Origin of the sequence: Comamonas sp. GB3 AK4-5, from assembly GCF_041320665.1 — a bacterium.
Classification (GTDB): Bacteria; Pseudomonadota; Gammaproteobacteria; order Burkholderiales; family Burkholderiaceae_C; genus Comamonas.
In genome coordinates, this window is record NZ_CP166730.1 from 4468613 (window position 1) to 4482122 (window position 13510).

At 66.8% G+C, this 13510-nt stretch carries 11 protein-coding genes; 6 read left to right on the top strand and 5 right to left on the bottom strand.

What is annotated here, in order from left to right:
• Window positions 1-5: 5 nt before the first annotated feature.
• Window positions 6-980, bottom strand: coding sequence for an esterase/lipase family protein (locus ACA027_RS19870; RefSeq protein WP_370679911.1), 975 nt, complete (start codon window positions 978-980; stop codon window positions 6-8).
• A 226-nt stretch (window positions 981-1206) separates the two neighbouring features.
• On the opposite strand from ACA027_RS19870, the gene ACA027_RS19875 reads away from it, so the two are divergent.
• The gene (locus tag ACA027_RS19875; protein ID WP_370679912.1) at window positions 1207-2922 is read left to right on the top strand and encodes an AMP-binding protein; all 1716 of its coding nucleotides are present in this window, start codon (window positions 1207-1209) and stop codon (window positions 2920-2922) included.
• Window positions 2923-3003: 81 nt separating this feature from the next.
• A complete protein-coding gene (locus ACA027_RS19880) occupies window positions 3004-3930 on the top strand; it encodes an MBL fold metallo-hydrolase (RefSeq protein WP_370679913.1) in 927 nt (308 codons plus the stop codon).
• 58 nt (window positions 3931-3988) lie between these two features.
• On the opposite strand, the gene ACA027_RS19885 is transcribed toward ACA027_RS19880, so the two are convergent.
• Both ACA027_RS19885 and ACA027_RS19890 read right to left on the bottom strand, forming a co-directional pair.
• Complete coding sequence (locus tag ACA027_RS19885) at window positions 3989-5641, bottom strand: carboxylesterase/lipase family protein (RefSeq protein ID WP_370682640.1); 1653 nt, start codon at window positions 5639-5641, stop codon at window positions 3989-3991.
• 185 nt (window positions 5642-5826) lie between these two features.
• A complete protein-coding gene (locus tag ACA027_RS19890; protein ID WP_370679914.1) occupies window positions 5827-7251 on the bottom strand; it encodes a PLP-dependent aminotransferase family protein in 1425 nt (474 codons plus the stop codon).
• Window positions 7252-7361: 110 nt separating this feature from the next.
• On the opposite strand from ACA027_RS19890, the gene ACA027_RS19895 reads away from it, so the two are divergent.
• Genes ACA027_RS19895 through ACA027_RS19905 form a run of 3 tightly spaced genes read left to right on the top strand, consistent with a single transcriptional unit; the run spans window position 7362 to window position 9879 of the window.
• Window positions 7362-8567, top strand: coding sequence for a Tm-1-like ATP-binding domain-containing protein (locus tag ACA027_RS19895; RefSeq protein WP_370679915.1), 1206 nt, complete (start codon window positions 7362-7364; stop codon window positions 8565-8567).
• A 6-nt stretch (window positions 8568-8573) separates the two neighbouring features.
• Window positions 8574-9407 (top strand): phosphoenolpyruvate hydrolase family protein, encoded by an 834-nt coding sequence (locus tag ACA027_RS19900; RefSeq protein ID WP_370679916.1) that lies wholly within the window; start codon window positions 8574-8576, stop codon window positions 9405-9407.
• A gap of 37 nt (window positions 9408-9444) precedes the next feature.
• Window positions 9445-9879, top strand: a complete 435-nt coding sequence (locus tag ACA027_RS19905) for an SRPBCC family protein (RefSeq protein ID WP_370679917.1) — start codon at window positions 9445-9447, stop codon at window positions 9877-9879.
• A gap of 54 nt (window positions 9880-9933) precedes the next feature.
• Here the strand turns inward: ACA027_RS19905 and ACA027_RS19910 are convergent, their stop codons facing one another.
• Both ACA027_RS19910 and ACA027_RS19915 read right to left on the bottom strand, forming a co-directional pair.
• Window positions 9934-10653, bottom strand: coding sequence for a hypothetical protein (locus tag ACA027_RS19910; protein WP_370679918.1), 720 nt, complete (start codon window positions 10651-10653; stop codon window positions 9934-9936).
• A 259-nt stretch (window positions 10654-10912) separates the two neighbouring features.
• Window positions 10913-12901 (bottom strand): transglycosylase SLT domain-containing protein, encoded by a 1989-nt coding sequence (locus tag ACA027_RS19915; protein WP_370679919.1) that lies wholly within the window; start codon window positions 12899-12901, stop codon window positions 10913-10915.
• A 14-nt stretch (window positions 12902-12915) separates the two neighbouring features.
• Here ACA027_RS19915 and ACA027_RS19920 point away from each other — a divergent pair, with 14 nt between their 5' ends.
• Window positions 12916-13506: a 5-formyltetrahydrofolate cyclo-ligase gene (locus tag ACA027_RS19920; RefSeq protein ID WP_370679920.1), complete on the top strand. Its 591-nt coding sequence runs from the start codon at window positions 12916-12918 to the stop codon at window positions 13504-13506.
• Window positions 13507-13510 lie beyond the last annotated feature (4 nt).

Consider the following 13510-nt stretch of genomic DNA (forward strand, 5'->3'; position numbering starts at 1 on the left):
CAAGATCACATGATGGAGCTGGCCGCATCCGGGCCGGTGCCCGGGCTTGTGCCAGGCTCTGCGCTGCCTTGTTCGACCAGCTGCCGCACCAGGGCCCACAGGGCCGGCGCCTGCAGCATCTGCACATGGGCCATGCCATGCAGCCACAGCGGCGTGGCCCCCGGCAGCAAGGCCGTGGTGCCGGGGAACACGATGTTGTCGACCTCGGACAGGGCGCAGTGCCAGCGTATCTGGCTGGCCGCGCTGCCAGCGCGCGCCTCCTCGGTTTGCAGCTGACGCAACCAGGGGTTGCCCGGGCGCATCTGCGCCACATTCGGCCCCCAGGCCATAAAGGCGATGGCCGTACCCTGGTGCGGGGTGGCCACGGTAAGCACGGCCTGCGGGCGCTGCGGTGCGCAGTCCTGCGGCAGGCTGCGCAACCAGTCGCGCACCATCAGGCCCCCCATGCTGTGGGCCACCACCACCGGACGCAGGCCCGTGGCGGCCCGTATGCGCTGCGCCGCCGCATCCAGCCGCGCCCGCCCCGTGCCGATACGGTGCAGCAGCAGCGGCATGCTGACGGCCACACAGGGCACGCCCGCCGCGCGCAGCTGGTGCAGGGCATCGGCCCATATGCCGCGGTTGCACAGCCAGCCATGGACCAGCACCACCCCGGCACTGCCCACGGGCCGGTCGGGCACATAGTCGGCCTGGGCATCTTCGGCCCAGGCCATGTCCCAGCCAAAGGCGCGCAGCGCGGCCCGGCATTCCGCATTCCAGACCCGCCACAGCACGGCCACCGGCGGCAAGGGCTCTTTGCGGCGGCGCTTGGCCAGCACCATGCAGGCAAACTGCCCGCCCACCCACAGCCGCCCGCCCAACAGGCACAGCAGCGCCCCGGCCAATGCCAAGGGAATGGAGCGCGGCCAGGCCCAGGCCAGCCACGCAAGCAGCACCAGCAGATTCATCACCATCACGCACCGCAACCACCAGGCCACCATGAGCTGTTCCTCCTGCGTGCATTGTGGCGGGGTTGGCGGATGCCGAACAGCATGGGTTTCAGGGCCTTCCCTAGTGCCTGCCCAGCCCTAGTACAAGCCCGATGGCGCCGCTCACCGTTGACTCCAGAATGGCCGCACAACGCGTGGACGGCAGGAGGTGGCCGATCCCGGCACCTCCCGTACCGGTCCCGTGCCGCGCAAGCTTTTCCCTTTTCCTGGAGACGGTATGGAACGTATCTGGCTGCAGCACTATCCCGAAGGCGTCCCCCATGAGGTGGACACCACGCAATACCGCTCGGTCGCGGCCTTGCTGGAAGACGCCTTCGCCCGCCATGCCCGCAACCCGTTTTCGGTGTGCATGGATGTGTGGATGGACTACGCCGAGCTGGACCGCCGCTCTGCCCATCTGGGCGCCTGGCTGCAAAGCCTGGGCCTGGAACCCGGTGCGCGCGTGGCCATCATGCTGCCCAATGTGCCGCAGTTCGCCGTGGCCATGGCCGCCGTGCTGCGCGCCGGCTACACCTGCGTCAACGTCAACCCGCTCTACACCCCGCGCGAGCTGGAGCACCAGCTCAAGGACTCCGGCGCCACGGCCATCATCGTGCTGGAGAACTTTGCCCACACCCTGGCCAGCGTGGTCGAGCGCACCGCCGTGCGCCATATCTGCCTGAGCGCCATGGGCGATCTGCTGGGCCCGGCCTACGGCCGCTGGATCACCTTTGCCGTGCGCCATCTGGCCAAGATGGTGCCGGCCTTCACGCTGCCCCTGTCGGGTGAATCCGGTGGCCGCGTGGTCACACCGCTTCTGCAGGCGCTGCAGCAGGGCGCCCAGCGCAAGCTGGTCCCCAGCCAGGCCACACACGACTCCATCGCCTTTTTGCAATACACCGGCGGCACCACCGGCCTGTCCAAGGGTGCGGTGCTGACCCACGGCAACATCATCGCCGCCACGCTGCAGGCCGAGGCCTGGTTCAGCCCGGCGATGAAAGACCTGCCCGACCTGTCCAAGGTCCACAGCATCGCGGCCCTGCCGCTCTATCACATCTTTGCGCTCACCCTGTGTTTTCTGGCCATGCGCCAGGGCTCCAGCCTGAGCCTGATTCCCAACCCGCGCGACATCCCCAAGTTCGTCGCCGTGCTGGCCAAGCGCCCGTTTCAGCTGCTGCCCGGCGTGAACACCTTGTTCAATGCCCTGCTGCAAAACCCCAAGTTCCGCACCCTGGATTTTTCGCAGCTGCGCGTGTCCCAGGCCGGCGGCATGGCCGCCAGCGAAGGCACGGCCAAGCAATGGCAGCAGGTGACGGGCTGCCCCATGATCGAAGGCTGGGGCATGAGCGAGACCTGCGCCATAGGCAGCAACAACCCGGTCACGGCCCGGCAATTCAGCGGCAGCATAGGCCTGCCGCTGCCGGGCATAGACATTGCCATCAAGGACGATGAGGGCCGCGATGTCCCCCTGGGCGAAACCGGCGAGCTGTGCATACGCGGCCCCAATGTGACGGTGGGCTATTACAAGCAACCCGAGGAGACACGCGCCGCCTTCACCGCCGATGGATTCATGCGCACCGGCGACATCGGCGTCATGGACGCGCAAGGCTTTTCGCGCATCATTGACCGCAAGAAAGACATGATGGTGGTCAGCGGCTTCAACGTCTATCCCAATGAGATCGAGAACGTGATCTCCCTGTGCCCCGGCGTGGTGGAGTGTGCGGCCATCGGCGTGGAGAGCGCCCATTCGGGCGAAGCCGTCAAGGTGTTCGTGGTGCGCAACGACCCGGCCTTGACCGAAGAGGCCGTGATCCGCTTTTGCCAGCAGCACCTGACGGGCTATAAATGCCCACGTTCGGTGGAGTTCCGCGACGAGCTGCCCAAAACCAATGTGGGCAAGATCTTGCGGCGCGCACTGCGCACCGAGGCCAGCCCGGCCGCCGCTGCCCACTGAGCCCGGTCTTTCGACACCGGTATTTCAGCCCGCCCGCGCCCAGCCAACACATCTGCGCGGGCCTCTCTTTTGTAGCTTTGCATGACTGCTTCCGCTTCCCTGCTCTGGCCCGAAATCACTGTGCTGGAGCGCGGTTGGCTCTCCGCCAACAACTATCTCTTTCAAGGCCCGGAAGGCGCTGCGCTGGTGGACAGCGGCTACTGCATCCACGCCGAGCAGACCGTGGCCCTGGTGCAGGATGCGCTGGGCCAGCAGCCGCTGACGCACCTGCTCAACACCCATTTGCACAGTGACCACTGCGGCGGCAATGCCGCGCTGCAAGCGGTCTGGCCCCAGGTGCAGACCTGGATTCCTCCGGGCGAAGCCGAGGCCGTGCGCGCCTGGGATGAAGCACGCTTGAGCTACCGCCCCACGGGCCAGAACTGCCCGCGCTTTCGCATCGACGGACTGCTGCAGCCCGGCAGCGAATGGCAATTGGGCGGCCGCCCCTGGCAGGTACATGCTGCCCCCGGCCATGACCCGCATTCCGTCATCCTCTTCGAGCCGGAAAAGCGCTTGCTGATCTCGGCCGATGCGCTGTGGGAGCATGGCTTTGGCGTGGTGTTTCCCGAGATCGAAGGCGAGCATGCCTTTGCCGAGGTGGGTGCCACGCTGGACCTGATTGAAGCACTGCAACCCGCCGTGGTGCTGCCCGGCCACGGCCCGCTGTTCACCGGCGTGGACGCTGCCCTGCAAGAGGCCAGACGCAAGCTGGCCGGCTTTGTGGCCGACCCGCTCAAACACGCGCGCTACGCCGCCAAGGTGCTGCTGAAATACAAGCTGCTGGAATGGCAGCGCATTGCCGTGCCGGACGCCAGCACCTGGGCCCTGGCCACGCCCTACTACCGCACGCTGCACCAGCGCTACTTTGCTGACAGCACGCCCGAGGCATGGGTGCAGTCGCTACTGGATGACCTGGAGCGCTCGGGCGCCGCCAAGGTCCAGGACGGTCTGCTCTACAACCGCTGACCTAGAGCGCGCTGTAGCGCTCCGGACAACTGCACCCAGCGCGCTACGCCAACCCCGCTCAATCCCGCACAAACGAGACGGGGAAGCTGTACTCGTACAGCGGCACATTCGCCAGCGCCTGGCGGGCATGGGCCTCGGGGTTGCGGGCCACCGTCCAGCTTTTACCAATGCGGGCCGTGGCACGCTGGCCGCGCTCGTAGCGACTCCAGTCCTTGACGCCGCTGACCGAGGAGTTGGGGTTGCCGGTGCGGGCAAACTGCCCCCAGATGGCGCCGATGCGGTCACGCACCTGCAACTGGTCGGGGCTGTCCTGCACCAGGGCGCGTGCTGCATCCAGCGTGCCGAAAATGAAGGGCACCTCCGCAGTGTGGGCCGCGCCCAATACACCGCCGCGCGCAGGCGATGCCCATTCGAACGCATAGGCATGCACGGGTGCAGCGCCCAGGTCGGCTTGCCGGTCGGCAAACGCCAGTGTCGGCAGCTTGTAGTTGTAGTCGCTGGCCAGCGCAATCAGGCGCTGCGATGGCGTACTGCCCGGGTACTGCGCCGCGTAGCTTTGCAGCAGCTCACGGGTGGCGGGAGCGGAAAGGCGCAGAAACTTCTGCACCCGCGCCTGCAACTGCGCGTCGCTGATGGTGAAGTTGGCCGGGTTGCCCGCCAGGAAGAAGGTGGCTTCCTGCTGGGCATAGCCCACCAGCACCGGCACGTCGGAGGCCAGGCGCGTGGCGCGCGGATCATAGGGCTCTTCGTGGAACACCACGTGGTCCAGGGTGGGACGGAACTCGCTCACGCCACCGGTTTGGCCCAGCAGCTTGCTGTAGGCCACCACGATCTGCGCAACTGGCAGTTGGTGGATGCGCCCCGCAGTGCTGCGGTCCAGCCCCAGCTCGCGCAACAGGGCGTGGGTAGCCTGCCGGGCTTTTTCCTGACTGCCCAGACGCCACAGTCCCGAGCCGCTTTGCACAATGGCCTTGTGGAACAGCCCCTTGGCTGCCGGCGCGCCCAGCAACGCCGTGACCTTGGCCGCACCACCGGACTGGCCAAAGATCGTGACATTGCCCGCATCGCCGCCAAACTGGGCAATGTGGTCGCGCACCCAGCGCAGAGCTTCCACCTGGTCCAGTACACCCAGGTTGGCCGACTCCGCTGCAAAACCGGGCGCATGCTCACCCACGTACAGGGAGCCAAACACATTCAGACGGTGGTTGATGGAGACCACCACCACGTCCTGGCTCTGCGCCAGGTGGCTGCCGTCAAAGCCCGGCGAAGTGCCGGCGCCCGTGGCAAAGCCGCCGCCGTGCAGCCACAGCAGCACCGGGCGCTTCTTGCCATCCAGCGCAGGGGTGTAGACCGCCAGCGACAGGCAATCTTCGCTGGCCTCGATGTCCGACCAGTACCAGGCAAATTCCGGCACGGATGCGCCCTTGGGCTGCGGGGCGCTGGCACCGTGCTGGGTGGCATCCAGCACGCCGGCCCAGGCCTTTTTGGTCACGGGTGGCTGAAAGCGGTTGGCGCCACCAGTGCTCTCGCCATAGGGGATGCCCTTGAAGGCAAAGCCCTTGCCGGTACGCAGACCACGCAGCTTGCCCACGGCGGTTTCCACCACCGGGGTTTGGCCGGCCGTTGTGCTGGCGCAGGCCACCAGACCACCTGGCAGGCTGATCACGGCACCGGCCTTCAGGCCCGACACCAAAAATTCACGCTTATTCATCTTGCTCACTGGCTCTTCCTCGTCGCTGCCGGGTGCGGGGGTTGCATCCGGCCAGGCGAGGGACTCTAGGCGCGGAGGGCCGCAGCACCAACGAAGATTTGCGCATGAGCTCAGATACAAAATGCACAAGAGCGGCAAGTCGCAAGGGCGCAAGGCACCAGCCCGCCCGGTCTAGGCGGGCAGGCCTATCGCGCTGTGTCGCCCGGTGCGCGCTGCTCTGCCAGCAGGTGCATCACCAGCCGCACCGTGTCGGCCAATTGCTGCGCGGGCCGCACGAATGGCAGGCGCAGGTGCTCGCCATAGCTTTCACTCACCGAGTAGCCGGGCCCCACCGTCAGCAGCACACCCTGCCGGGCAGCAGCTTCGCTCAGCGCCACCATGTCCGCGCCGGGAATGTGAATCCACAGTGCCGTTCCCCCGTCGGGTGTGGTCCAGCGCCAGTCCACCCCGCCCTCGCTGCGCAGCAATTGTTCGGCGTGCTGCAGATGGTGCTGAATCTGCGCCAGGCGCTGCGCACGCGCCTCGTGCAGGGACTCGAACAGCTCCACGGCAATGCTCTGGTCAAAGCGTGACGATCCCAGGTCGTTCACCGCTTTCATGCTGGCCAGGCGCTGCAGCAGTGCCGGATCGGCCCGCACCCAGCCCACCCGCAGGCCACCCCAAAACAGCTTGGACATGGTGCCGATAGTGGCCACGCGGTGGGGCTCGCACAGGGCCGCCAGCGGGCGTGGCTGCCGGCTCGGGTCCACATGCAGCTCGCTTTGCGAGCCATCCTCCACCAGCAGCACATCGTGCTGGCGCAGCAGCGCCACCAGGCGCTGGCGGGCAGCCTCGTCCATGGTGCGGCCCGTGGGGTTCTGGCATTCGGCAAACAGGTACACCAGCCGGGGGCGCTGCTGCAGTTGCTGCTCCAGCGCCGGCCAGTCCAGGCCCTGTGCCGTGACGGCCACGCCCAACAGCCTGGCATTGCGCCGGCGAAAGGCTTCCAGCGAACCTCGGTAGCAGGGGTCTTCCACCACCACGGCGTCCGCCGCATCGAGCAGCGCATTGGCCAGCAGCCACACGGCCTGCTGGGCACCGCTGGTGATCAGGATCTGCTCGGCCCGCGTCGGCAGCCCAAGGTCGTTGTAGTAGCGCGCCACCACCGCACGCAGCTCTGGCAGGCCGTAGGCGTCATAGCCCAGGCCGCTCACGATGCGCGCCAGATCGGCACCCTGCAAGCCTGAGAGCAGGCGCGCCAGCGTAGGCGATGCGGGCAGCGCACCGCTGCTCATGTCCAGCTGCTGCGGCAGGGCCGAGACCTCGCCCACCAGCCGCGTGTGCACGGCGCCCGGTGAGTTCGACGAGGCTACGATGCGATAGCCACTACCTTGCTGGCTGGCGACCAATTGCGCATCGCGCAGCAGGCCATAGGCCGCCACCACGGTGCCACGACTCAGCCCCAGCGCACCGGCCAATGCGCGCTCGGACGGCAGCAGCGCCCCCACCGGCAGCTCGCGCGCGGCCACCAGACGCCCCAGAGCACTGCCCAGTTGCTGTGGCAAGGTGCCGGGTAGGCTCTGCCAGCCCGCAATCAGGCGGCTGATGCGCGCCACGGCAATGCGTTTCACAGGGGTTTTGGTCCAGTTTCCATCAACTGGACTTTGCCACGACCCGTGGCTTGCGGCAACTTCGGCAGGGTGCGGCCTGGACTGCACCACCACTGAGGAGACACCAACCCATGAGCACGGAAAAAACGGTTTACGTCGTCGGCTGCTGCGACACCAAGGAAACAGAGCTGGCCTATGTGGCCACGCGCATTCGCCAGCAGGGCCTGCGGGTGCAGGTGGTCGATGTGTCCACGCACCAGCCTTCGACCATGGCCGATATCGACGCCCGCCAGGTTGCGGCCTGCCACCCCGGTGGGGCCGATGCCGTCTTCACCGGCGACCGCGGCACGGCCGTGGCCGCCATGGGCGACGCCTTCGAACACTTCATGCGCGCCCGCAGCGATGTGGCCGGCGTGATCGGCCTGGGCGGCTCGGGCGGCACCTCCATCGTCACCCAGGGCATGCGCACGCTGCCGGTGGGTACCCCACGCCTGATGGTCTCCACCGTCGCTGCCGGCAATGTGAGCAGCTATGTCGGCCCGAACGACATTGCGATGGTCAACTCCATCACCGACATCGCGGGCCTCAACAGCATCTCGCGCGTGGTGCTCTCCAACGCGGCCAATGCCATGGCCGGCATGGCGCGCGGCGAGCGTGACCAAACGCAAGACGACAAGCCCGCCATCGGCCTGACCATGTTCGGCGTGACCACGCCCTGCATCACCGAGATCTCCGCGCAGCTGCAGGACCGCTATGAATGCATGGTGTTCCACGCCACCGGCATCGGCGGGCAATCGATGGAAAAGCTGGCCGCCAGCGGATTTTTTCAGGGTGTACTGGACATCACCACCACCGAGGTCTGCGACCTGCTGTTCGGCGGTGTGCTGCCCGCCACGCAGGACCGCTTCGGCTTTCTGGCCGAGCGCGCCCTGCCCTATGTGGGCTCCTGCGGCGCGCTGGACATGGTGAACTTCGGCGCCAAGGACAGCGTGCCCGCGCACTACCGCGAGCGCAATCTCTATGTGCACAACCCGCAGATCACGCTGATGCGCACCACGCGCGAGGAAAACATCGCCATGGGCCGCTGGATTGGCGAGCGCCTGAACCGCGCCATAGGGCCGGTGCGCTTTCTGCTGCCCGAGGGCGGCGTGTCCGTGCTGGACGCCCCGGGCATGCCGTTTCACGATCCCGAGGCCGATGCGGCCCTGTTCCAGGCCATTGAAGACACGGTGCAGCAGACCGCTCTGCGCCAAATCATCCGCGTGCCCCACGCCATCAATTCGCCCGAGTTTGCGGCGCTGGCGGTGCAGCACTTTCACGACATCACCCAAGGCTAAATTTCCATGAGCATCGAACGCAGCGCCATCCTGGCGAAATTCCGTGAACAGATCCGCGCCGGCCGCCCCATCATTGGCGGCGGCGCCGGCACCGGCCTGTCGGCCAAGTGCGAAGAGGCCGGCGACATCGACCTCATCGTCATCTACAACTCGGGCCGCTACCGCATGGCCGGCCGGGGCTCGCTGGCCGGCCTGCTGGCCTATGGCAACGCCAACGACATCGTGGTGGAGATGGCGCGCGAGGTCCTGCCCGTGGTCAAGCACACGCCGGTGCTGGCCGGCGTGAATGGCACCGACCCTTTCTGCAGCTTTGGCCCCTTCCTCGACCAACTGAAGGCCCTGGGTTTTTCCGGCATCCAGAACTTCCCCACCGTGGGTTTGATCGATGGCAAGTTCCGCGCCAACCTGGAAGAGACCGGCATGGGCTATGCGCTTGAAGTGGACCTGGTGCGCCTGGCCCGCGCCAAGGACATGCTGACCACGCCCTATGTCTTCAACGTGCAGGATGCCCGCGCCATGGCAGCCGCCGGCGCCGACATCATCGTGGCCCATATGGGGCTGACCACGGGCGGCAGCATTGGTGCCGACACCGCGCTGACGCTGGCCGATTGCGTGGGCGAGATCAACGCCATCGCCGCTGCGGCCCGCGAGGTCAACCCCGAGGTGCTGGTGCTCTGCCACGGCGGCCCCATTGCCCAGCCGGAGGATGCGCGCTTCATCCTGGCGCATTGCCCCGGCTGCAACGGTTTTTACGGCGCCTCCAGCATGGAACGCCTGCCGGTGGAGACCGCTCTGGTCGAGCAAACCCGTGCCTTCAAACAGCTTTCCCTCACTGCCTGACGGCATCCCCCAAAGCAACGACAAGGAGACAAAAACCATGGCCAAAGCCTATGCCAGCGCGATCATTCCAGCCCCCATCGAAAAGGTCTGGCGCACGGTGCGCGACTTCAACGGCCTGCCGGGCTGGCACCCCGGCATTGCGCGCAGCGAGATCGAGGATGGCCGCGCCGCCGATGCGGTGGGCTGCGTGCGCTCCTTTTACCTCCAGGACGGCACCCATGTGCGCGAGCAGCTGGTGGCGCTGGACGATGTGCAGCACCAGCTCAGCTATGTGTTCGCCACGCCCGCCTTCCCAGTGCGGAACTACCTGGCCTGGATGCGGCTGAGCCCGGTCACCGCCACGGGCGCCACCTTTGCCGAATGGTGTGCCACCTTTGACGAAGCGCCCGAAGACGCAGGCAAGTACGAGGCCATCGTGGCCCAGCATGTGTTTGCCCCGGGCTGGCAGGCACTGGCTGCCCAACTGGGCTGAGCGCGGCGGGGCGGCGCCCACATCCACCGGCCCTGCAGCACGCCTTGCACTCCCTCAGCGCAGCCAGGCGGGAGAGAGCAAGCGCAGGCCGATGGACACCCAGTGCCCGCCACCGCCCACGCGGTTGCCATAGGTGGTGTCAACCTGCACGCGGTCAGGCACCACCCAGTGGCGCACGCCTACCTGGTAGAGCGGCTGGTCGCTACCGCGCCCAAAGGTCTCGGCCACCAGCCAGGAACGGGCGCCCAACTGGGTCTCGCAGCCCAGACCCCAGGTGAAGCGATGGGCACGCGACTCCTGCTCCCGGGCCCAGCCCAGATTGGCATGCACCACCACCCGGTCCTCCAGCAGCGAGCGGCTGATGGGGGCATAGGCATACCATTCGCGCCCTCTGCCGGCCTGCGGGTCCTGCACCGTCCCCACCACGACACCCCACCCCCAGTCATTGGGCTGCAGCGTGCGCATCAACGTCTTGGCCTGCAGCACGCGGGCCGCAAGATGGGTCGATCCTTCTGCGTTGCGCACCGCGCCCCCGGCCGTCAACTCCAGATTGCCGGTGACATTGCAGCCCGGCAAGGCCCAGGCCTCGGTACGGCCCTGCTCCCGGCGCACCCAGCTCTCGACCTGGCAGGCATAGGGGTCCACCAAGCGGGCATCGTCGGTCACCATGGGCCGCGCCGCATGGGCATTCTGCGTACACACCAGTGCAGCGCCCACGCAGGCTGCGGCCCGGGCCGCGTAGCCTGCAAAGCGGGGCACATTCAAAACAAGCATCCGTCCAATTCTCCTGTGCAGGTGGGGGAAGTCGCCTCCCCAGCTCGCCCCGATGGCATGGCCTGCACTGACTGCAAACCCCGAAATGTAGCGGCGAAACATGACAAATCACCCAGGGAGACATCTCTACAAAAAACATAGCTGCTTGTGAAGTAAAAAAGCCAACTTCAGTACCCAAACAGTCTGAAGTTGGCTTTCCGACGGCATAAGCCGCTCACTTTTCATGCAGCGCCAGCGATACGCCGGTACCGCCGAGGCTTCACGGCAGATCGGCGTTTTCCACCGCGGCCTCCACCGGCTTGGGGCCCACGGTGCCCAGGCGGCTGCGCAGGCTTTGCGGCTGGCCGGTGATCAGGGCGGCGTAGTTGGTGGTGTTGGCCAGTACCTTCTTGACGTAGTCGCGGGTTTCGGTGAAGGGCACGTTCTCGGCCCAGATGGCGCCATCCAGCTCCGGGCCGTTGCGCCAGCTGCGCGGGCGGCCGGGACCGGCGTTATAGCCGGCCGCAGCCAGGGCCATGGAGCCCTGGAAGTCGTCCAGCGCCAGCTTGAGATAGGCCGTGCCGATGGTGATGTTCACCTCACGGTCGTTGATCATGCCGGGCGTGAAATCGGTCATGCCGATCTTGCGCGCCGTCCACTTGGCCGTGGCCGGCATCACTTGCATCAGACCCGAAGCACCGACATGGGAGCGCGCATCCATGATGAAACGGCTCTCCTGGCGGATCAGGCCGTAGACATAGGCCGGCTCCAGGCCTATGCCGCCGGCACGGGCGATCACCGCGTCGTGGAAGGGCATGGGGTAGCGCTGCTGCCAGTCCACAAAGCCACGGGTGCGCTCGCTGGTGTTGATGCAGCGGTCCCACACCTGGGCGCGGCAGGCGCGGTCGGCCGCAGCGTACAGGGCGCGGTCGCCCATGCCGCCGGGTTCATGCAGATTGGTGGCGTAGTTCCACTCCCGCACACCCTCGCTGCGCAGGCCCATGCGAATCGCATACAGCGCCCGTGTCAGGCTGGGGTTCTTCTCGGCTGCGTCTTTTTCGGCCGCCGTCACCGGCTGGGGTGCGGGCGGCACGGTCACGCGCTGGCCCAGCTCGTCCAGGGCCAGCTGTTCGTAGAAACCGTCCACGCCGGCAATGCGCTCGAACAGGGCGCGGGCCTCGTTCTTTTCGCGCTCGGTCACCACGCGGCCGGAGATCAGGGTCTTGCCCTTCCAGTACACCCAGCTGGGGTCGGCCTGGCCCGCAGCGCTCATGCCATCAATGGCCTTGCGTGCCAGGCTCCAGTTGCCGGCGCGCAGCGCGGCGCGGGTCTTCCAGGCCAGGGCGTCATCGTCCAGATCGCTGCTGCGCGTGACCTTGTCGAAATAGCCCACGGCGGCAGGGTCGAGCTTGCGCGCGGCCAGCTTGCCGATCACACCCCAGGCCCAGTTGCGTTCTTCGGTGCGCAGCTGGTTGGCCCAGCGCGCTTCCATCTGCGTAGCGGCCTGGGCCGGGTCGCCTGCGGCCATGCGGATGATGGCCAGCAGCGCCAGCTCGCGCCGCACATTGCCGCGCGCGTTCTTGCTGGTGCCGGTCAGGTATTTGATGGGCGAGGCAAACACATCGCCCACCTGGGCCAGGGCATCGGGGGCGACAATGCCCACCGCTGCGCGCACCTGGGCCTGGCGGTTGAGCTCGGCACCCAAACGGGCACGGCGCCAGATGTCGTCTTCCTTCAGCAGCTTGGCCTCATACAGCGTGGCAGCCAAGTTGGTGCAGCCGTCGTCATTGGCGCCCTGTGCGTACCACAGGCGCTTGGACTCCTGGGCCGCATCGGCCGGCACCTTGCCCTGCAGCACATCGGCGGTGATGGCGTAGCAGCGCACCTCGCGGTCGTCCTGCATGCGGAAGTCGGGGTGCAACTGGGCAAAGCCGGCCCAGTCGCGCTTTTTGCCCAGCTGCAGCAGCCAGTCGTTGCGCAACCGGTCTTCCTGGTAGGTGCCGCGCCAGCGCTGCAAAAAGGCCTGCACCTCCTCGGGGCTGGCCGTGTCCAGGCGGGCCTTCAGTTCCCAGTAAGCTGCCCAGGGTTCCAGCAAATGCCCTTGGGCTGCCGGAAGCAATCGGGTGAGCGCTTGCTTGTCGTTTTTTCGGAATGCCTGCTGCATTTGCAGCAGTGCCTCATCCCCGGCGACCTGGGCAGAACCCAAGGACGGTGCGATGGAAAGCAGGGAGGCCGCGCAAAGCGGTGTCAGAATCTTCAGCCAATGCATGGGGGAATTATGTGATGGACAAAGCAGCCCTACGCCACCAATTGGTGGAGCAACGCCGCAATATGCCTGATCGCCTACAACGCTGCGACTTGTTGCAGCAGGTGATGCGCATCTGGCTGGTGGATAGACCCGACGCCGTGATCGGTGCCTACTGGCCCATCAAGGGCGAGTTCGATCCGCTACCTATTTTGCACCGCTGGAAGGAAGACGGTGAATTGCTGGACAAGCCCCAGCGCCGCCGCATCGGCCTGCCGGTGATAGACAAGCAGCACAAGACGCTGAGCTTTCACATCTGGTATCCGGGCTGCCCCATGGAGGAAGACGCCTACGGCATTCCCAAGCCCAAGGACACCGAGGTCATCACCCCCACGCTGCTGTTCGTGCCCTGCGTGGGCTACAGCGCCGGGGGCTATCGCCTGGGCTATGGCGGCGGCTTCTACGACCGCACGCTGGCCTCGCTGCAGCCCAAGCCCTTCACCGTGGGCCTGGGTTTTACCGAGGGCTATGTGGATGACTTCGAGCCCGAGGCCCATGACCAGCCGCTGGATGCCATCCTCAACGACAACGGTGTGGTCTGGCCCGTGGCCGGCCTGCCCAGCCGGTGACGCC